The 18,880-nt window shown below is 73.5% G+C and carries 19 protein-coding genes; 15 read left to right on the plus strand and 4 right to left on the minus strand.

Features of this window, described 5'->3' with window-relative positions; translation table 11 throughout:
• Positions 1-6 precede the first annotated feature (6 nt).
• From QWJ41_RS01480 to QWJ41_RS01505, 6 genes are all read left to right on the plus strand, one after another.
• A complete protein-coding gene (locus QWJ41_RS01480; protein ID WP_302705366.1) occupies positions 7-624 on the plus strand; it encodes an antibiotic biosynthesis monooxygenase in 618 nt (205 codons plus the stop codon).
• Positions 625-777: 153 nt separating this feature from the next.
• A complete protein-coding gene (locus QWJ41_RS01485) occupies positions 778-2,442 on the plus strand; it encodes a M28 family metallopeptidase (RefSeq protein WP_302705367.1) in 1,665 nt (554 codons plus the stop codon).
• A 152-nt stretch (positions 2,443-2,594) separates the two neighbouring features.
• A complete protein-coding gene (locus QWJ41_RS01490; protein ID WP_302705670.1) occupies positions 2,595-3,467 on the plus strand; it encodes a phosphoribosylaminoimidazolesuccinocarboxamide synthase in 873 nt (290 codons plus the stop codon).
• Positions 3,461-3,919, plus strand: coding sequence for an SRPBCC family protein (locus QWJ41_RS01495; protein ID WP_302705368.1), 459 nt, complete (start codon positions 3,461-3,463; stop codon positions 3,917-3,919). The genes QWJ41_RS01490 and QWJ41_RS01495 overlap by 7 nt, the downstream gene beginning before the upstream one ends.
• A gap of 49 nt (positions 3,920-3,968) precedes the next feature.
• The gene (locus QWJ41_RS01500) at positions 3,969-5,540 is read left to right on the plus strand and encodes a long-chain-fatty-acid--CoA ligase (protein WP_302705370.1); all 1,572 of its coding nucleotides are present in this window, start codon (positions 3,969-3,971) and stop codon (positions 5,538-5,540) included.
• The gene (locus tag QWJ41_RS01505) at positions 5,537-5,740 is read left to right on the plus strand and encodes a hypothetical protein (protein WP_302705371.1); all 204 of its coding nucleotides are present in this window, start codon (positions 5,537-5,539) and stop codon (positions 5,738-5,740) included. Before QWJ41_RS01500 ends, QWJ41_RS01505 begins: the two co-directional genes overlap by 4 nt.
• A 147-nt stretch (positions 5,741-5,887) precedes the next feature.
• Here the strand turns inward: QWJ41_RS01505 and QWJ41_RS01510 are convergent, their stop codons facing one another.
• Positions 5,888-6,391 (minus strand): YflT domain-containing protein, encoded by a 504-nt coding sequence (locus QWJ41_RS01510; protein WP_302705373.1) that lies wholly within the window; start codon positions 6,389-6,391, stop codon positions 5,888-5,890.
• 102 nt (positions 6,392-6,493) lie between these two features.
• Here QWJ41_RS01510 and purS point away from each other — a divergent pair, with 102 nt between their 5' ends.
• Genes purS through QWJ41_RS01525 form a run of 3 tightly spaced genes read left to right on the plus strand, consistent with a single transcriptional unit; the run spans position 6,494 to position 7,886 of the window.
• Positions 6,494-6,757 (plus strand): phosphoribosylformylglycinamidine synthase subunit PurS, encoded by a 264-nt coding sequence (gene purS, locus QWJ41_RS01515; protein WP_302705374.1) that lies wholly within the window; start codon positions 6,494-6,496, stop codon positions 6,755-6,757.
• A complete protein-coding gene (gene purQ / locus QWJ41_RS01520) occupies positions 6,754-7,422 on the plus strand; it encodes a phosphoribosylformylglycinamidine synthase subunit PurQ (protein WP_302705376.1) in 669 nt (222 codons plus the stop codon). Before purS ends, purQ begins: the two co-directional genes overlap by 4 nt.
• Entirely contained in the window at positions 7,419-7,886 is a 468-nt protein-coding gene (locus QWJ41_RS01525) for a DUF3817 domain-containing protein (RefSeq protein WP_302705378.1), read from the plus strand. The genes purQ and QWJ41_RS01525 overlap by 4 nt, the downstream gene beginning before the upstream one ends.
• 61 nt (positions 7,887-7,947) lie before the next feature.
• On the opposite strand, the gene QWJ41_RS01530 is transcribed toward QWJ41_RS01525, so the two are convergent.
• A complete protein-coding gene (locus QWJ41_RS01530; RefSeq protein ID WP_302705379.1) occupies positions 7,948-9,381 on the minus strand; it encodes a glycoside hydrolase domain-containing protein in 1,434 nt (477 codons plus the stop codon).
• 191 nt (positions 9,382-9,572) lie between these two features.
• Between QWJ41_RS01530 and purL the strand changes: the two genes are divergently transcribed.
• The 3 genes from purL to QWJ41_RS01545 all read left to right on the plus strand — a co-directional run bounded on the left by purL (position 9,573) and on the right by QWJ41_RS01545 (position 13,493).
• Complete coding sequence (gene purL, locus QWJ41_RS01535) at positions 9,573-11,918, plus strand: phosphoribosylformylglycinamidine synthase subunit PurL (protein ID WP_302705380.1); 2,346 nt, start codon at positions 9,573-9,575, stop codon at positions 11,916-11,918.
• Positions 11,919-12,054: 136 nt separating this feature from the next.
• A complete protein-coding gene (gene arfB / locus QWJ41_RS01540) occupies positions 12,055-12,477 on the plus strand; it encodes an alternative ribosome rescue aminoacyl-tRNA hydrolase ArfB (protein WP_302705381.1) in 423 nt (140 codons plus the stop codon).
• Between the two features lie 152 nt (positions 12,478-12,629).
• Positions 12,630-13,493: an alpha/beta hydrolase family protein gene (locus QWJ41_RS01545; protein ID WP_302705382.1), complete on the plus strand. Its 864-nt coding sequence runs from the start codon at positions 12,630-12,632 to the stop codon at positions 13,491-13,493.
• A gap of 20 nt (positions 13,494-13,513) precedes the next feature.
• On the opposite strand, the gene QWJ41_RS01550 is transcribed toward QWJ41_RS01545, so the two are convergent.
• Together QWJ41_RS01550 and QWJ41_RS01555 are read right to left on the minus strand one after the other, a co-directional pair.
• Complete coding sequence (locus tag QWJ41_RS01550; protein WP_302705383.1) at positions 13,514-14,326, minus strand: DNA-formamidopyrimidine glycosylase family protein; 813 nt, start codon at positions 14,324-14,326, stop codon at positions 13,514-13,516.
• Between the two features lie 15 nt (positions 14,327-14,341).
• Positions 14,342-15,190, minus strand: coding sequence for an SCO6745 family protein (locus tag QWJ41_RS01555; RefSeq protein ID WP_302705384.1), 849 nt, complete (start codon positions 15,188-15,190; stop codon positions 14,342-14,344).
• A 93-nt stretch (positions 15,191-15,283) separates the two neighbouring features.
• Between QWJ41_RS01555 and QWJ41_RS01560 the strand changes: the two genes are divergently transcribed.
• Genes QWJ41_RS01560 through QWJ41_RS01570 form a run of 3 tightly spaced genes read left to right on the plus strand, consistent with a single transcriptional unit; the run spans position 15,284 to position 18,802 of the window.
• Positions 15,284-15,643, plus strand: a complete 360-nt coding sequence (locus QWJ41_RS01560) for a sterol carrier family protein (RefSeq protein ID WP_302705385.1) — start codon at positions 15,284-15,286, stop codon at positions 15,641-15,643.
• A gap of 29 nt (positions 15,644-15,672) precedes the next feature.
• Complete coding sequence (locus tag QWJ41_RS01565) at positions 15,673-17,373, plus strand: phospholipase D family protein (protein WP_302705386.1); 1,701 nt, start codon at positions 15,673-15,675, stop codon at positions 17,371-17,373.
• Between the two features lie 49 nt (positions 17,374-17,422).
• Positions 17,423-18,802, plus strand: coding sequence for a dipeptidase (locus tag QWJ41_RS01570; protein WP_302705387.1), 1,380 nt, complete (start codon positions 17,423-17,425; stop codon positions 18,800-18,802).
• Positions 18,803-18,880 lie beyond the last annotated feature (78 nt).

Raw genomic sequence — 18,880 nt, forward strand, 5'->3', positions numbered from 1 at the left:
CGGGCCATGAGTGCCCCCGTCACCGTCTCCATCACCCGGCACCTCGACCCCGGGCGCGAGGCCGAGATGGTCAGCTGGCTGCAGGCGGGCACGGCGCTGGCCCAGCGCTTCCCCGGCTTCCTGGGCGCGGGCTGGGTGCGTCCCGAGGCCGACTCCGAGACCTGGCACATGCTCTACCGCTTCGCCGACGCCGAGGCGCTCGCGCGCTGGGAGGGCTCGCACGAGCGGGAGTGGTGGCGCGACGCGGCCGTCGGGCTGGGGGTGCGCGAGTCCCGCGTCGAGCGGCGTACGGGCATCGAGGGGTGGTTCGACGAGCCCACCAGCCGCGACGTGCGCGACCTGCGCCTCAACCCGCCGCCCCCGCCACGCTGGAAGCAGGCGGTGACCATCTTCCTGGTCTTCTACCCCCTCAGCGTCCTGGTCAACTGGGGCGCCGGGTCGTACGTCGCCGACGTCGCCCTGCCGCTGCGGATCCTGCTGACCGTGCTGGTGATGACCCCGGTGATGACCTACGCGGCGCTGCCGTGGATCACCCGGCAGATGCAGTGGTTCCTGCAGGGCCAGCCGCCCCCGTGGCGGCGCTCCGCGCAGGTCGACCGAACGGGCGACCGAACGGTCGACTGAACGAGAGGTCGGTAATTCGGCGTGGCCCCTTGTGGCCCGGGTCACACCTACCTAAGGTGACGCGCACATGACAGGCCCGCCCCGGAGCAGCCGGGGGTCCGGGCGGACATCTCGGAGGAACTCGTGCGTCTCAGTTCACTGTCCCGTGCCGCCGTGCCGGCACTCGCCGTCACCACGGCCGCAGCACTCGTCGCCGGTGGCGTCGGCTTCACCGCCAACGCCGACGACGACACCACCACCATCCAGGCCGCCGAGCGCGGCAAGAACGGCTCGGCGGGGGGCTTCGACCTCCCCAAGCAGCTGACCAAGCGGGTCAAGGGCGACGGCATCGACGAGCACCTCGACAAGCTCCAGGAGATCTCGGACAAGTTCGACGGCAACCGCGCCTCGGGTACCCCGGGCTACAACGCCAGCGTGCGCTACATCGTGCGCACCCTGACCAAGGCGGGCTACACCCCGGAGGTCCAGGCTTTCGACTTCGCCTACTTCGTCGAGAACGCCCCGGCCGAGCTGGCGCAGACCAGCCCCGACGCGACGACGTACGCCACGCCCGAGGACTTCTCGAGCATGACCTACTCCGGCTCCGGCGACGTGACCGCAGCCGTGGTCGCCGTCGACACCGACGGCACCGCCAACGCCGCCAGCACCAGCGGTTGCGAGGCCGAGGACTTCGCCGCGTTCCCCGAGGGCTCGATCGCGCTGATCCAGCGCGGCAGCTGTGCCTTCGGCCAGAAGGCGCTCAACGCGCAGGAGGCCGGCGCCGCCGGCGTCATCATCTTCAACGCCGGGGTCGAGGGTCGCACCGACTCCTTCGTCGGCACCCTGGGGCAGCCCGGCTACGAGATCCCCGTGGTCGGCACCTCCTTCGCCGTCGGTCAGGACCTCATCGACCCGGCCGGCACCGAGGTACGCCTCTTCGCCGACACCACCTCGGAGATCCGCGAGACCTACAACGTCCTCGCCGAGACCCGCGGCGGCGACAAGGACAACGTCGTGATGGTCGGCTCGCACCTCGACTCCGTGCCCGAGGGCCCCGGCATCAACGACAACGGCTCCGGCTCGGCGAGCATCCTCGAGACGGCGCTCAAGCTCTCCAAGTTCGACAAGAAGGGCAAGAAGAAGGGCCACGGCAAGAAGGCCAAGGGCAAGGGGAAGGGCAAGCTCGAGAACCAGGTGCGCTTCGCCTGGTGGGGCGCCGAGGAGCTGGGCCTGCTCGGCTCCGAGCACTACGTCGCCGAGCTGAGCCAGGAGGAGATCGACGAGATCGCCCTCTACCTCAACTTCGACATGGTCGGCTCGCCCAACTACGTGCGCTTCGTCTACGACGGTGACAACTCCGAGGGTGGCGGCGCGGTCGGCCCGGCCGGCTCCGACGACATCGAGGAGATGTTCAACGAGTTCTTCGCCAGCGAGGGTCTGGAGTCCGAGGCGACGCCGTTCAGCGGTCGCTCCGACTACGGCCCGTTCATCGTCGAGGGCGTCGACATCCCGTCCGGTGGCCTGTTCACCGGCGCCGAGGGCGTCAAGACCGAGGAGCAGGCGGCCATCTACGGCGGAGAGGCCGGCGTCGCCTACGACCCGTGCTACCACGCCGAGTGCGACGACCGCGACAACGTGAGCATGGACGCGATCGACGAGATGTCCAACGCCATCGCGCACTCCGTGGCGACGTACGCCGTCAGCACCGAGGGTCTGGGCGAGGACTCGCCCGCACCTGCCCCGCGCATGAGCAAGGCCGAGCGCAAGGCCGCCGAGAAGGCCGCCCGCAACGCCGAGCTGCACCCGGCGCACGACCACAGCGACGGCCTGCGCCGCTGATCGGCTGACACCCAGCACCACCCGGCAGCACCGGCGGGGCCGGTCCGGAGGAGCGATCCTCCGGGCCGGCCCCGTCGCCGTGCGTGAGGCAGCCCTAGGCTGAGCGGGTGAGCGCCGACCTCAACATCCCGCCCGCCCCCGCCCTCGACGGCATGCGCCACCTGCACTCGGGCAAGGTGCGCGACCTCTACGAGGTCCAGGAGGGCGAGCACGCCGGCCAGCTCCTGGTGGTGGCCAGCGACCGTCTCTCGATCTTCGACTTCGTGCTCGACACCACCATCCCCGACAAGGGCGAGATCCTGACCCGGATGTCGCTGTGGTGGTTCGAGCAGCTCGCCGACCTGGTGCCCCACCACGTGCTCTCCACCGACGTGCCCGCCGCGGTGCGCGGGCGTGCGGTCGTCTGCGAGCGCCTCGACATGTTCCCCGTCGAGTGCGTCGCGCGCGGCTACCTGACCGGCTCCGGGCTGCTCGACTACCGCGCCGGCGGCGCGGTGTGCGGCGTGCCGCTGCCCGACGGGCTCGTCGACGGCAGCCGGCTGCCCGAGCCGATCTTCACCCCCGCCACCAAGGCCGAGCTGGGCGAGCACGACGAGAACGTCTCCTACGCCGCCGTCGCCGAGCGGATCGGCGAGGCCGACGCCGCCCACCTGCGCGAGCTGACCCTGGCGGTCTACGCCCGCGCCGAGGAGCTCGCCCGCGAGCGCGGCATCCTGCTGGCCGACACCAAGCTCGAGTTCGGGCGCTCCGCGGGCGCCGCGCGCAACCCCGCCGGGGCGGTCGTGCTCGGTGACGAGGTGCTGACCCCCGACTCCTCGCGCTTCTGGCCCGCCGCCGCGTGGGAGCCCGGGCGCACCCAGCCGTCGTACGACAAGCAGATCGTGCGCAACTGGGCCCTCTCGCCCGAGGCCGGCTGGGACCGCGCTTCCGGTGGCGCGCCGCCGCCGCTGCCGAGCGAGGTCGTCGAGCGCACCCGGGCCCGCTACGTCGAGGCCTACGAGCTGCTGACCGGGCAGTCGTGGTGAGCTGCTCCGAGCCGGCGGGGGAGCGCACCGTGGGCGGCACCGTCGCCTTCGGCTGCGCGCCGGAGGTGGCCTTCGACTACCTCGTCGACCCGGCCAACCGGGCGCAGTGGCAGTCGAGCCTGGCCCGGGTCGAGGACGTCGTCGGCGAGGTCGGGCTGGGCCAGCGCTGGGTCGACGTCACCCGGCCGGGGCTGCGCCCGGCGATGCGGACCACGACGTACGAGCGCCCGCGCCGCTGGGCCGAGGTCGGCACCTGGCGTGCCGTGCGCGCCACCCTCGAGCTGACCTTCGCCCCGACCGCCGCGGGGTGCGACGTCACCTACGGCTTCCGGATCAGCGGGCCGGGGCCGCTGCGCCCGCTCGGGCTGCTGCTCAGCCTCGGCTCCGCGTTCCCCGTGCGCGCCGACCTGCGCCGGGCGGCCGCGATGTGCGAGGGCCCGTCGAAGGGGTGAGGCGGCGTCGGTAGGTTGGGGCCATCCCCAACGTGACGGAGGCCACCACGTGACCAGCTACAACCTTGCCAGCCTGCTCGAGGGCTCGGCCGAGAAGCACGCCGACCGCGACGCGATCATCTTCGGCGAGACCCGCCTGACCTACGCGCAGGTGAACGGCGCCGCCAACCAGGTCGCCAACCTGCTCGCCTCCCGGGGCGTCCAGCCCGGCGACAAGGTGGCACTGAGCTGCCCCAACCTGCCGTACTTCTCGATCGTCTACTACGGCATCCTCAAGGCCGGCGCGACCGTCGTGCCGCTCAACGTCCTGCTCAAGGGGCGCGAGGTGGCCTACCACCTCGCCGACTCCGACGCGAAGGCGTTCTTCTGCTTCCAGGGCACCCCCGAGCTGCCCATCGGCACCGAGGGCCACGCCGGCTTCAGCGAGACCGACTCGTGCGAGCACTTCTTCATGATCACCGCCGACCCGGCCGCCGAGTCGCCCGTCGAGGGCACCGAGACGATGGGCCGCGCGATGGCCCAGCAGCCGCCGACGTTCGAGTCGGTGGCCACCGACGAGGACGACACCGCGGTGATCCTCTACACCTCGGGCACCACCGGCCAGCCCAAGGGCGCCGAGCTGCGCCACCGCAACATGCGCGACAACGCGCTGGCCGGCAAGGACCTCTTCGGCGCCGACGCCGAGAAGCCCGACACGTTCCTGTGCGTGCTGCCGCTGTTCCACTCCTTCGGCCAGACCGTCATCCAGAACGGCGGCTTCGCCTTCGGCGGCACCGTGGTGATGCTGCCCCGCTTCGAGGCCGAGCCGGCGCTGCAGCTGATGCTCAAGGAGAAGGTCACCTTCTTCGCCGGTGTCCCGACGATGTACTGGGGCCTGCTGGGCGCGCTCACCCCCGACCACGACGTCTCGTCCCTCGCCGACAACCTGCGGGTCGCGGCGGCCGGCGGCTCGGCACTGCCCGTCGAGGTGCACAAGGACTTCCAGAAGAAGTTCGGCGTCACCATCCTCGAGGGCTACGGCCTCTCCGAGACCAGCCCGGTCGCCTCGTTCTCGCCGTACGGCGAGGAGCCCCGCGTCGGCTCGATCGGCAAGCCGATCCCGGGCGTGGAGATGAAGCTGATCAGCCCCGAGCCGGGTGACTGGAGCGAGATCGAGGAGAGCGGCCCCGAGGCCGTCGGCGAGATCGCCATCAAGGGCCACAACATCATGAAGGGCTACTACGGGCGCCCCGACGCGACCGCGGAGTCGATCCAGGACGGCTGGTTCCGCTCGGGTGACCTGGGCCGCAAGGACGAGGACGGCTGGTACTACATCGTCGACCGCTCCAAGGACATGATCATCCGCGGCGGCTACAACGTGTACCCCCGCGAGATCGAGGAGGTGCTGATGAGCCACCCCGACGTCTCGCTGGCCGCGGTCATCGGCGTGCCGCACGACTCGCACGGCGAGGAGATCAAGGCCGTCCTGATCATGAACGAGGGCTCCACCACCACCGAGGACGAGATCGTCGCGTGGTCGAAGGAGCAGATGGCCGGCTACAAGTACCCGCGCATCGTGCAGTTCAGCAAGGACCTGCCGATGACCGCGACCGGCAAGATCCTCAAGCGCGAGCTGTCGTGACCGGAGCCCGGATCCTCGGGCTGGCCGTCGCGGCCGTGATGATCGTCGGAGGGGCCGTGGTGACCTACCTCGGCCTCTCCTACGACGGCGGGGTCGGCGGGGAGACCGCCGGCGGGGACCGCACCCTGGGCACCCTCGGCCCGATCGTCGCCGGTCTCGGCGTCGCCCTGGTCATCGTGGTGCTCCAGCGCCGTCGCTGACCCGGCGCAAATGTCTCGCCGACCCGGCGCAAATGTCCCGCCGACCCGGCCTGAACTTCCCGCCGACCCGTCCTGGATCTCCCCGCCGGAGATCCGGGCCGGGTCGCTGCGAAGTTCGGGCCGGGTCAGCGCGAGATCTGGGCCGGGTCAGGCGAAGGGGTTGGGCAGCGCGCCGGGGAGGTCGGCCAGCAGCTCGCGGGCACGGGCCTGGTGCTTGTGCTCGACCAGCACCTCGTAGCGGGTGGCCACCACCTGGGTGACCGAGGAGAAGTCGCGGCGCCCGCGCGAGGCGGCGTACCCGACGAGGGCGAAGACCACGCCGAAGAGCGCACCGATCACCACCACCGGCAGGAACGTGGCCAAGAAGCCCTCCTCGGTGAAGAGCGTGAAGACCAGGCCGATGAAGGCGCCGAACCAGGCGCCGGAGGCCAGGCCGCCGAGGGCGACGCGGCCCGTGGTCAGGCGCCCGGTGATCCGCTCGACCCGCTTGAGGTCGGTGCCCACGATCATCAGGTGCTCGACCGGGAACTTGTTGTCGGAGAGGTGGTCGACGGTGCGCTGGGCGTCGGCGTAGTCGTCGTACACGGCCAGGGACTGGGGGAACTCCAGCGGCAGGGCGGAGCGGGCGCGGGAGCCGGGGTTCATGCTCATGAGCCCATTGTGCAGGCACCGCACGGGTGGGCGGCTGCCGTCGGCGCCTAGGATGGGACCGTCCCGAGCAGCTGTTCCCGCCCCACCCTCCAGGAGCGCCCCGTGCCCCGTGTCGTCGTCGACGTGATGCCCAAGCCCGAGATCCTCGACCCGCAGGGCAAGGCGGTGCTCGGCGCGCTGCCGCGGCTGGGCTTCACCGGGGTCTCCGACGTGCGCCAGGGCAAGCGCTTCGAGCTCGAGGTCGAGGGCGAGGTGACCGACGACGTGCTGGCCGAGGTGTCCCGGGTGGCCGAGACGCTGCTGTCCAACCCGGTGATCGAGAACTTCACGGTGCGCGTCGAGGAGTCCGTCGAGGTGCGCGCGTGAAGATCGGTGTCGTCACCTTCCCGGGCTCGCTCGACGACGTCGACGCGCAGCGCGCCGTGCGTCTGGGCGGCAACGAGGCCGTCGCCCTGTGGCACGGCGAGCACGACCTCAAGGGCGTCGATGCGGTCGTCCTGCCGGGCGGCTTCTCGTACGGCGACTACCTGCGCTGCGGCGCCATCTCGCGGTTCTCGCCGGTGATGGCCGAGGTCGTCGAGGCGGCCCAGCGCGGGATGCCCGTGCTCGGCATCTGCAACGGCTTCCAGATCCTCTGCGAGTCGCACCTGCTGCCCGGCGCGCTGATCCGCAACGACCACCGCAAGTTCGTGTGCCGCGACCAGCGCCTGCGCATCGAGCGCACCGACACCCCCTGGACCTCCGCCTACTCGGCCGGCCAGGAGATCACGGTCGTGCTCAAGAACGGCGAGGGCGGCTACGTCGCCGACGAGGCCACCCTCGACCGGCTCGAGGGGGAAGGCCAGGTCGTGGCGCGCTACGTCGAGCACAACCCCAACGGCTCCCTGCGCGACATCGCGGGCGTGAGCAACGAGCGCGGCAACGTGGTCGGGCTGATGCCGCACCCCGAGCACTCCGTGGAGTCGCTGACCGGCTCCGGCACCGACGGGCTGGGCTTCTTCACCAGCCTCGTCGAGGCCGTCCTCGCGTGACCCCGCGCCTGCTGTTCCGCCGGCTGGCGGCCGCCGAGGCGGTGACCTGGTCGCTGCTGCTGGTCGGGATGTTCCTCAAGTACGTCACCGAGACCACCGACCGCGCGGTCAGCGTCTTCGGGATGCTGCACGGCGTGGTCTTCGTGGCCTACGCCGTCACCGCGCTCGTGGTGGCCATCGACCAGCGCTGGGGCCTGGCCCGCACCGTGCTCGGCCTGGCCAGCGCGGTCCCGCCCCTGGCCACCCTCCCCTTCGAGCGGTACGCCGATCGACGCGGCCTGCTCGGCGACACCTGGCGGCTGCGGTCCCAGGGGACCGGCGCCACCGGTTCTGGCGCGCCCACCGGGCTCGAGCGTCCGGTCGCCTGGCTGGTGCGCCACCCGGCGCGGGGCCTGCTGACCGGTCTCGCGGCGGTCGTGGCGCTCACCGGCGCCGCGCTGGTGGCCGGCCCGCCGGTCGGCTGATCCCGCGCAGCCCCGACCCCGACCCCGACCCCGACCCGACCCGGCCCGCCCCGCCCCGGGCTCAGCTGCGCTTGCCGGCCTGGAGCTTGCGCCAGGTGGCGGCGTTGACGACGCCCGAGGCGCTCATCCCCACGCGCTTCTGCCAGTCCTTGACGGCCTTCTCCACGGCCGCGCCGTAGACGCCGGTCACGACGACCCGCGCCTTGGGGGAGGCGGCGTTGAGGCTGCGCTGCAGCCGGCGCACGGCGTCGCCGCTGGAGCCGTACTTGGTGGTCGTCTTGGAGCCGGTGGCCAGCAGCGACATCCAGTGGGTGCGCGCCCAGAGGTCCTTCTCGGCGAACCCGTGGTCGCGCTGCCAGGCCGTCGTGGCGGTGACGACGCGGCCGCCGTACGTGCCGGTGATCTCGGTGTCGAAGTAGCCGCGCTGCTTGAGCAGGCACTGCAGGGCCGCGACCTTCGCCGGGTCGGAGCGCTTGGTGCCGTTCTTCGTCTCCCGCGGCGGGCGCAGCATCTCGTAGGAGGGCCAGTTGACGCGGGTGCCGCCGCACATCTCGCCCTGCGGGCGGGCGGTGCTGCCCTTGCCCAGGTCGAGGAAGTTGGAGTCGATGTTGATCCGCACCCCGCCCCAGGTCTCGTCGTGGCCGCCGCGGTACTGCTTGACCCGGCCGCCGGGGCGCCAGCCGTCCTCGCGGACGTAGCTGCTGGAGGTGTTGGCGACACCGTCCCAGCGCGCCAGCCAGATGGCGTCGGGCAGGACGAAGCGGTCGGGGCGGTTGACGCGGGCGTCGTCGAGCGCCTTGATGCCCGAGGAGACGCTGGAGTAGACGCCGGAGACGTAGTCGAGGGTGTGCAGCTTCTGGGTCCACCCGGAGAGGAAGGACAGCGCCGACTCGCGGCAGGCGGTGTTGTTGTGGTCGAAGCCCTCGAGGTCGTACCAGAGCGTGCTGCCCTCGGCGATCTTGAGCGCCTTCGCGGCGGCCACGGCCGAGACGGCCTCGCGCCGGCCCATCTTGAGCGCCTGGACGTAGGTGCCCTTGCGGCCCGGGCGGGGGTCGATCGTGACGTCGTCGTCGTAGCGGGGGAACCGCGGCTGGCAGGAGGCCTGCGGGCCGAGGGTGATCGGCAGCAGGCGCCAGCCCCGGGTGGCCTGCTTGACCACCCAGGTGGGGGTCAGGTTGGGCTGGTCGCGGCAGGCGCGGGACTTGCCGGAGATGTAGATGCCGACCGCCGAGAACGGCGAGGTGCGCCACCAGGTGTTCATCGCCTTCTGGGTGGGCGCCAGGCACTGGTCGAAGCCGTAGCCGGTGAAGTCGCCGGGGGTGACGACCTGGCCCTCCTCGACGGTGGGCGCGCGGCGCTCGCCGGTCGAGCTGCTGCCGCCCTGGTCGGCGGCGGAGGCGAGCGGGGCCTGCGCGGCGACGCCGGTGACGGCCAGCGCGCCGCTGAGGGCGCCGGCGAGGGCGAGGCGGACCCGGGGGGAGGTCTGTCGGGACATCGAGGGCTCCTACGAGGCGGGGAAGAACGGTGCCCGACCTGCCGGGCTGCGCCACCATAACCACTCCAGTCACACGAGTAACAGCGAACGATTGAACTACAGGCGTGTAGTTCTCCCAGGTCAGAGGGGGTGTGCGCGAGCGGTGCCGGTCGGGCGCGGGCGCCGACGACGGCGCCGGTAGATTGGCCCCCGTGCCTGAGGTCCCCCCGCAGCCCCGCGTCTCCGCTCTCGACACCGTCGCCGCCGCGGCCGACGACCCGGGCCGTGAGCAGCCCTGGTCCGACCTGGGCCTGAAGGCCGACGAGTACGCCCGGATCCGCGAGATCCTCGGGCGCCGCCCCACCTCCAGCGAGCTGGCGATGTACTCGGTGATGTGGAGCGAGCACTGCTCCTACAAGTCCTCCAAGGTGCACCTCAAGCAGTTCGGGGAGATCCCGCAGGAGACCCCCGCTGGCGCGATGCTCGCCGGCATCGGCGAGAACGCCGGCGTCATCGACGTCGGCCAGGGCTACGCGGTGACCTTCAAGGTCGAGTCGCACAACCACCCGTCGTACGTCGAGCCGCACCAGGGCGCCGCGACCGGCATCGGCGGCATCGTGCGCGACATCCTGGCCATGGGCGCGCGCCCGGTCGCGGTGATGGACCCGCTGCGCTTCGGCCCGCTCGACGCCCCTGACACCCACCGGGTGCTGCCCGGCATCGTCGAGGGCGTGGGTCACTACGGCAACTGCCTGGGCCTGCCCAACATCGGCGGCGAGGCCGTCTTCGACGAGAGCTACCTGGGCAACCCGCTCGTCAACGCGCTGTGCGTCGGCGTGCTGCGCCACGAGGACCTGCACCTGGCCAAGGCCTCGGGCGTGGGCAACCAGGTCATCCTGTACGGCGCCCGCACCGGCGGCGACGGGATCGGCGGCGTCTCCGTGCTCGCCAGCGAGACCTTCACTGAGTCCGAAGACGGGGGCTCCGGCCCGGCCAAGCGGCCCAGCGTGCAGGTCGGCGACCCGTTCATGGAGAAGCTGCTGATCGAGTGCACCCTGGAGATCTTCGCCGCCGGCCTGGTCGCCGGCATCCAGGACCTCGGCGGCGCCGGGCTCTCCTGCGCCACCTCCGAGCTGGCCAGTGCCGGTGACGGCGGTATGCACGTCGAGCTCGACCGGGTGCCGCTGCGCGACTCCACGCTGGCGCCCGAGGAGATCCTGATGAGCGAGAGCCAGGAGCGGATGATGGCCGTCGTCGAGCCCGGCGACGTCGAGGCGTTCATGGCGATCTGCGCCAAGTGGGACGTCGAGGCCGTCGTCGTCGGCGAGGTCACCGACACCGGCCGGCTCGAGATCGACTGGCACGGCGAGCGCGTGGTCGACGTGCCGCCGCGCTCGGTGGCCCACGACGGGCCGACGTACGAGCGCCCGTTCGCTCGCCCGGCCTGGCAGGACGCCCTGCAGGCCGACGGCGCCGAGGCCCTGGCCCGCCCGAGCGGCGGCGAGGAGCTGCGCGAGACGCTGCTGCGCCTGGTGGCCAGCCCCAACCTGTGCGACAAGTCGTGGATCACCGACCAGTACGACCGCTACGTGCGCGGCAACACCGTGCTCTCGCAGCCCTCCGACTCGGGCATGGTGCGCATCGACGAGGAGACCAACCTCGGCGTCGCCGTGGCCACCGACTGCAACGGCCGCTTCGCCAAGCTCGACCCCTACACCGGGGCCCGCCTCGCACTGGCCGAGTCCTACCGCAACGTCGCCACCGGCGGCGCCGTCCCGCTGGCGATCTCCGACTGCCTCAACTTCGGCTCCCCCGAGGACCCCGACGTGATGTGGCAGTTCGCCGAGGCCTGCCGCGGCCTCAAGGAGGGCTGCCTCGAGCTGGGCATCCCCGTCACCGGCGGCAACGTCAGCCTCTACAACCAGACCGGCGAGACCGCGATCCTGCCCACCCCGGTGGTGGCGGTGCTGGGCGTCATCGACGACGTCACCCGGCGTACGCCGACCGGCTGGCGCTCCGTCGAGGGCGACGACCCGGGCGAGAACGTCTTCCTGCTCGGCGAGACCCGCGAGGAGCTGTCGGGCTCTGAGTGGGCCCACGTCGTGCACGGCCACCTCGGCGGCCTGCCGCCGCGGGTCGACCTGGCCGCGGAGAAGTCGCTCGCCGCGCTGCTCCACGAGGGCGTGGGCCTGCTCACCAGTGCCCACGACGTCTCCGACGGCGGACTGGCCCAGACCCTGGCCGAGTCGGCGCTGGCGAACATGTGCGGCGTGCGCGTCGACCTGGCCGCCGTCGCCGGCGGCGACCCGTTCCTCGCGCTCTTCGCAGAGTCGGCGGGCCGGGCCGTGGTGACCGTGGCCGACGCCGACGCTCCGGCACTGCTCGAGCTGGCCGCCCGCCACGGCGTGCCGGTCACCGAGCTGGGCCGCACCGGCGGCGACGAGCTCGTGGTCGAGGGCGCCTTCGAGGTCAACCTGCTGCGTCTGCGCTCCGCCTGGACGGCCACGCTGCCGGCCGCCCTGGCCGGCGACCCCGCCGCGGTCGCCGCCACCCTCTGACTCGGCCCGAACTTCGCCCCGACCCGGCCCCAACTTCGCCCCGACCCGGCCCGAACCTCGCCCCGAGTCGGCCTGAACTTCACCTCGGGACGACGGCAGGTGCGGCCACGGGGACGGCCCGCGTCATGATGGGCGGGTGCCTGACGACCTGCCCGTGACCCGGACCCTGGTGATCCCGGGGGCCGAGCTCAGCGAGCGCTTCTCCCGCTCCTCGGGCCCGGGCGGGCAGGGCGTGAACACGACCGACTCGCGCGTCGAGCTGTCGTACGACGTCGCCGCCTCGTCTCTGCCCCCGGTCGTCCGCTCGCGGGTGCTCGACTCCCTCGCCGGCCGACTCGTCGACGGGGTGCTGACCGTGAGCGCCTCGGAGTTCCGCACCCAGCTGGCCAACCGGCGCGCCGCGCGCGAACGGCTCGCCGCGCTGGTGCGCTCGGCCGCGGGCCCGCCGCCCCCCAAGCGGCGACCCACCAAGCCGACCCGCGGCTCCCAGCGCCGCCGGCTCGAGGCCAAGAAGCAGCGCAGCCAGACCAAGCGGCTGCGGCGCGGACCCGACGAGTGAGGCACGAGCGGTCACTTCCGCACCATCCACCAGTCAGTTCCGGACCGCCCCTGGGCCGACCATCGACCTCTCGATGGTGCAGAAGTGACTGGTGGGTGGTGAAAAGCTGACTGGTCGGCATCGGGGTGAGCCGCGGCTACGAACCAACGGGTGTGCGTCGACGTACCCTGCTTGCCCTGCCCGCCCTCGCCGGCCTCACCGCCCTCGTGGGAGCCTGCGCCACCGGCCCCCAGGAGGTCCCACCCGTGCCCGCACCTGCCGACGGCTCCGCGACCGAGCGGCTCACCTACGGCGACGACCCCAGCCAGTACGCCGTGCTGACCCGTCCCGCCGGCACCCCGCGCGGGGTCGTGGTGGTGGTGCACGGCGGGTTCTGGAAGGCGGAGTACGGCATCGAGTACGCCGAGCCCCTGGTGCCGGGCCTGGTCGAGGCCGGCTGGGCGGTGCTGGCGCTGGAGTACCGCCGGGTGGGCGCCGCCGGTGAGGACGGCGCCGGGGGCGGGGTGCCCGAGACCCTCGACGACGTCGCCGCCGGCGTCGACCTGCTCGCCGGCACCGACCTCGACCTGGCCACGGTGGTGGCGCTCGGTCACTCCGCGGGCGGTCACCTCGCGACCTGGGCGGCCTCCCGCACCCGCCACCAACGATGGGCGGACGGGGTCGAGCTGACCCACGTCGTCTCCCAGGCCGGGGTGCTCGACCTGGTCGGCGCGCAGGCCGCCGGCCTCGGCGGGGGAGCGGTGGCGGCGTTCCTGGGCCACGCCCCCGACCCGTCCGACCCGGCCGACGCCGCGGTCGACCCGCTGCGCCAGGTGCCGCTCGACCAGCCGGTGTGGTGCGTGCACGGCGCCGACGACACGATCGTGCCGCCCACCCAGTCGCAGCGCTACGTCGACGCCGCCCTCGCCGCCGGTGCGCAGGCCGAGCTGGTGGAGGTCGAGGGCGACCACTTCACCGTCGTCGACCCGACGTCGCCGGCATGGGCCCGCACCCTGGAGATCCTCGACGCGCTCTGAGCGGCTACGACGAGGGGCGGCTACGACGAGGGGCGCGACGGCCCCGGTTGGCAGTGCGGGCACCACCACGTACGCCGGTTAGCCGGGTCGTTCGTGATCTCGTCGACCATCTGCACCGTGGTGCCGCAGCGCAGGCACGGACGGCGCTGGCGGCCCGCGACCCAGTGCGACTCTCCGCGGCGACCCGTGCCGGTGGTGACCTGGTAGGCGCCCGGCACGAGTGCGGAGTGCCGCAGCGCGCGGGCGGCCAGGGTGACCAGGCGCTCGACGTCGACCTCCCCGACCGGGGTCCAGGGGCTGCGGCCGAGGATGAAGGCCAGCTCGTTGGCCCACAGGTTGCCCAGCCCCGCCACCCGGGTCTGGTCGAGCATCGCGCTGACCAGCGGCACCTGGGGGTCGGCGCGCAACCGGCGCACCGCCTCGGCGACGTCGAGGTCGTCGTGCAGCAGGTCGGGGCCCAGGTGGCCGACCAGCCGCGACTCCTCAGCGGTGGCGACCAGGTCGAGCTGGTGCAGGCGCAGCCCCCACGCGGTCGAGCCCTCGGTGGTCTCGAGGACGACCCGCACGTCGGGCTGGAGGCGTTGCGGGAGCCGGCGCCCGGGTCGGGTCACCGACCACTCGCCGTCCATCAGCAGGTGGCTGTGCAGGGTGACGCCGCCCGAGAAGCGGGTCAGCAGGTGCTTGCCGTGGGTGGCGTGTTCGAGGACCGCACGCCCCGCCAGGTCGCGGGTGGCCAACCGCGGCACCCGCAGGTCGGAGCGGGCCACGGTGCGCCCGAGCAACGACCGGTCCAGGCGCCGCGCGAGCTTGTGGACGCTGTCACCCTCGGGCACGTCGTGCGCGCCGCCTCAGGCCAGCACGCCCGCCGGGAAGACGCCCCCGGCGACCATCTGCTTGACCCACGGCCGGCCCAGGGTGCGCAGCCGGTCGGCGCCCTCGTCGCCGAGCGCGGCCCACGGCGCGTGCCCGGCCTCGTCGGTGGCGGTCTCGACCGCGGTGCGCAGCGCCCGGCCCTGCTCGCTGAGCGCCCCGTCGGCCTCCAGCAAGCCGCGCCGGTGCAGGTCGGCCGCGCAGGCCTCCCACTCCTCGCCCGAGTAGCCGCGGGTCGCCTGGGCCGCCGGCACGGTGAAGCCGGTGCCGGTCGCAGTGTGGGTGACCAGCGACTCCAGGCCGCTCAGGCCGTGGGACAGCAGGGTCGCCACGTGTCCGTCGCCGCGGTGCTCGCGCACCAGCGTCAGGGCGTGGAAGAGCGCCAGGTGCGGCTCCTCGGGCCAGGCCAGGTCGGCGTGGGCGGCGTACAGCGCCCGGCCCTCGGGGGTGCAGGCCTCGGCGGCGGTGCGCGCCAAGGCGGCCGCCTCGGCCATCTCGGGCGAGGCGAGCACGTCGTCGCCGAGGAGACGACGGTACGCCGCGTCGACGCCGCGCAGCCGCGCCACCAGCACGTCCTCGGGGGCCGCGGCCTCCCAGCAGGCCGGCACGAAGTGCGCGACCAGCGAGGGGGAGAAGACGTAGAACGTGGCCGCGACCGGCCCCGGCCCGACCCGGCCCATCGCCGCGGAGCGGCCGGCGAAGTAGGCCCCGCGGCCCCGGCGCACGCCGAGGGCGGTGATCTCCTCCTCGACCTCGGGCACGAAGTAGCACATCGCGTGCAGGGTCTCGAGCGAGCGGGCGGTGCGGCCGGAGGAGTGCGGGTCCATGGGCACTGTCTACCCGATCACCCCGAGCACCCAGACACCACCGGCCACCCCTCGCCCTCGCAGCCCGGAGCCGCCCCGCACTAGGCTGCCGCGGTGCCCGCCCGCCTGCGCCCCGCCGACCCCGCCGACGTCGCCGACGCGCTCGAGCGGCTGGGCGCCGGCGCCGAGGAGCGCGCCGACCTGCGGCTGCTGGTCAAGCACTTCCTGGCCGTGCTCGAGCAGCGCGCCCCCGGGCACTCGGTCGAGGTGCGGGTGCCGCCGTACGCCGCCGTGCAGGTCATCCCGGGCGTGCGCCACACCCGCGGCACCCCGCCGGCCGTCGTCGAGACCGACGCCGCGACCTGGATCGCGCTGGCCACCGGGGCGATGACCTGGGTGCAGGCCGAGGACTCCGGCCGGGTCAGCGCCTCGGGCCAGCGCGCTGACCTGGCCCCGCACCTGCCGCTGACCTGAGCCGGGCCGCCCCCGGCTAGCCTCCACGGGTGGCCCTCCGTGCAGACCCTCGCGACTGGTTCCTGTCCCGCGAGGAGCGCGGCAACGAGTGCACCCGGGTCGACGACGCCCACGCGGACGCGGCGTTCTCCACCGGCAACCGGGTCCGGGCGCTGGTGCACGGGCGCACCTACTTCGCCGAGCTGCTGCGCTGCGTCGAGGCGGCCGGTGAGGGCGACCTGGTCTGGTTCACCGACTGGCGCTCCGACCCCGACCAGCGCCTCGGTGACGAGCCGGGCAGCGAGCTGGTGGAGGTCCTGGGCCGTGCCCTCGACCGTGGCGCCGACGTCCGGGCGCTGGTGTGGCGCTCGCAGGCCGCCGCGATGGGCTACGCCCACCAGGAGCACCGCGACCTCGGCGACCTGCTGCAGGAGCGCGGCGCCGACGTCCAGCTCGACATGCGCGTGACCCGCGCGGGCACCCACCACCAGAAGTTCGTGGTCGTGCGCCACCGCGACGACCCGGACCGCGACATCGCCTTCGTCGGCGGCATCGACCTGTGCCACGGCCGACGCGACGACGCGGTGCACGAGGGCGACCCGCAGACCCTGCACGTCGCCGACGAGTACGGCGACCGCGCGCCCTGGCACGACGTCCAGGTCGCCCTGCAGGGGCCCGTGGTGCACGACGTCGAGACCGTCTTCCGCGAGCGCTGGGAGGACACCAGCCCCACGACCCGGCACCCGTGGCGGCGCCTGCGCGACGCGCGCGCCGACCTCGACGGCGCCCGGCGCCCGCTGCCCCCGCAGGCCCCGCCCCCGCCCCCCGCCGCCGACGACCCCGACGACCCCGACGACCCCGACGACGCCGCCGACCGCGAGGACGCAGAGACCGACACCGGCCACGCCGTCCAGCTGCTGCGCACCTACCCGGTGCTCGGCGCCGGCTGGGCGTTCGACTTCGCGCCCCGCGGCGAGCGGTCGGTGGCCCGCGGCTACACCAAGGCGGTCAAGCACGCCCAGCGACTGGTCTACGTCGAGGACCAGTTCCTGTGGGGCCACGAGATGAGCTCGGTGCTGGCCGACGCCCTGCGCAACCAGCCGGGGCTGCACGTGGTCGTGGTGCTGCCCCAGCACCCCGACCAGGACGGCTGGTTCGCCCGCGACCCGCAGGTCCTCGGCCGGCTGCGCGGCGTGCAGCGGCTGCTGCTGGAGGCGCCCGACCGCGTGGCGTTCTACGGGCTCGAGAACCATGCGGGCACCCCCGTCTACGTGCACGCCAAGGTGTGCGTGCTCGACGACGCCTGGGCCTCGATCGGCTCCGACAACTTCTGCCGCCGGTCGTGGACCAACGACTCCGAGCTCTCGGCGGCCATCATCGACCGCGGCGCCACCGAGGGGCGGGCCGGCTTCGCCCAGCGCCTGCGCCTGACCCTGGCCGCCGAGCACCTCGACCGCCTCGACCCCGACGAGCTGACCTCGGTCGACGACATGGACGACGCCGGGCTGCTCGAGGTGATGGCCGACTGCGTCGACCCGGTCGAGATGTTCCGGCGCTTCGCCGAGAGCGCCGACGCGCTGGAGGCCTGGCACGACGGCGGTCGGGTCGGGCCGCGACCGCCGGGCCGGCTGCGGCGCCTGCCCGAGCCCCGCCTGCCGCTGGCGCGCCAGCTGCTGGCCGTGCCGAGCTACCGCTACCTGCACGACCCCGACGGCCGCTCCTGGCGGATGCGCCGGCGCAAGACGTTCTGAGCCGCCGGCCCGTCGTCGCGCCGCGAGCCGCCACGACTACCTTGGCGCCATGAGCCACCACGCCGACACCACCGACCTGCGGGCCCGCGTCGCCGACGTGCTGCCCGGGCTGCGCAGCGACCTCGAGGACCTCGTGCGGATCGAGTCCGTGAGTGCCGACCCCGCGCGCGCCGACGAGGTACGCCGCAGCGCCGAGGCCGTGCGCGCCCTGCTGGCCGCGGAGGGCATGGACACCGAGGTGGTCAGCATCGACGGCGGGGCGCCCGCGGTGATCGGTCACAAGGCCGGCCCGGAGGGGGCGCCGACGGTGCTGCTCTACGCCCACCACGACGTGCAGCCCGAGAACGACCACGCCGACTGGGACTCCCCGCCCTTCGAGCCCACCGAGCGCGACTCGCCCAGCGGGCGCCGGCTCTTCGCTCGAGGCGCGGCCGACGACAAGGCCGGGATCGTGGCCCACCTCGGTGCGCTGCGGGTCTTCGGCGACGACCTGCCGGTCAGCGTCACGGTCTTCGTCGAGGGCGAGGAGGAGGTCGGCTCCGAGAGCCTGCCGGCGCTGCTGGCGGCCCACCAGGAGCGGCTGCGCGCCGACGTGATCGTGATCGCCGACTCCGGCAACTGGGACGTCGGGGTCCCGGCGCTGACCACCAGCCTGCGGGGCCTGGTGCGCGCCGACGTCGAGGTGCGCACCCTGACCCACGCCGTGCACTCGGGCATGTGGGGCGGGCTGGTGCCCGACGCGCTGATGACCCTGAGCCGGCTCATCTCGACGCTGCACGACGACGCGGGCGACGTCGCGGTCGCGGGCCTGCACGCCGGCCCGGCCGCCGACGTCGACTACCCCGAGGAGCGGCTGCGCGCCGAGTCCGGCGCCGCTGCCGGCACGCGGTGGATCGGCAGCGGCTCCGCCGTCGAGCGGCTGTGGACCAAGCCGTCGCTGAGCATCGTCGGCCTCGACGCCCCGAAGGTCGAGGGGGCCAGCAACACGCTGGTGCCGGCCGCCCGGGCCCGGATCTCGCTGCGCATCGCGCCCGGCGACACCACCGAGAACGCCGTGGCCCGGCTGAGCGAGCACCTCGAGCAGCACGTCGCCTGGGGCGCGGAGCTGTCGGTGCGCATCACCGACACCGGCGAGGCCACCCAGATCGACGCCACCGGGCCGGCGTACGACGCGGCGCGCGCGGCCTTCGCCGAGGCCTGGGACGGCACCGAGCCCATCGACATGGGCGTCGGCGGGTCGATCCCCTTCATCGCCGAGTTCCTCGAGGCCTTCCCGCGCGCCAGCGTGCTGGTCACCGGCGTCGAGGACCCCGACACCCGCGCGCACGGCGCCAACGAGGGCCTGCACCTGGCCGAGTTCGAGCGGGTCGTGCTGGCCGAGACGCTGCTGCTGGCCCGGCTCGCCGAGGCGGGCCGTCCCACGTCCTGAGATGCCCCGGAGGGTAAAAATCCGTCCATCTGACAGAACCGAACTCCAGATGTGCGTGACGACGCTCACGCGCGGGTA

It is taken from the genome of Nocardioides cremeus (genome assembly GCF_030518195.1).
Classification (GTDB): Bacteria; Actinomycetota; Actinomycetes; order Propionibacteriales; family Nocardioidaceae; genus Nocardioides; species Nocardioides cremeus.

Coding starts and splice junctions, on each gene's coding strand:
- QWJ41_RS01480 (WP_302705366.1), top strand. CDS start 7: ATGAGTGCCCCCGTCACCGTCTCCATCACCCGGCACCTCGACCCCGGG.
- QWJ41_RS01530 (WP_302705379.1), bottom strand. CDS start 9,381: ATGTCCCGACAGACCTCCCCCCGGGTCCGCCTCGCCCTCGCCGGCGCC.
- QWJ41_RS01490 (WP_302705670.1), top strand. CDS start 2,595: ATGCGCCACCTGCACTCGGGCAAGGTGCGCGACCTCTACGAGGTCCAG.
- QWJ41_RS01555 (WP_302705384.1), bottom strand. CDS start 15,190: ATGGACCCGCACTCCTCCGGCCGCACCGCCCGCTCGCTCGAGACCCTG.
- QWJ41_RS01510 (WP_302705373.1), bottom strand. CDS start 6,391: ATGAGCATGAACCCCGGCTCCCGCGCCCGCTCCGCCCTGCCGCTGGAG.
- QWJ41_RS01570 (WP_302705387.1), top strand. CDS start 17,423: ATGAGCCACCACGCCGACACCACCGACCTGCGGGCCCGCGTCGCCGAC.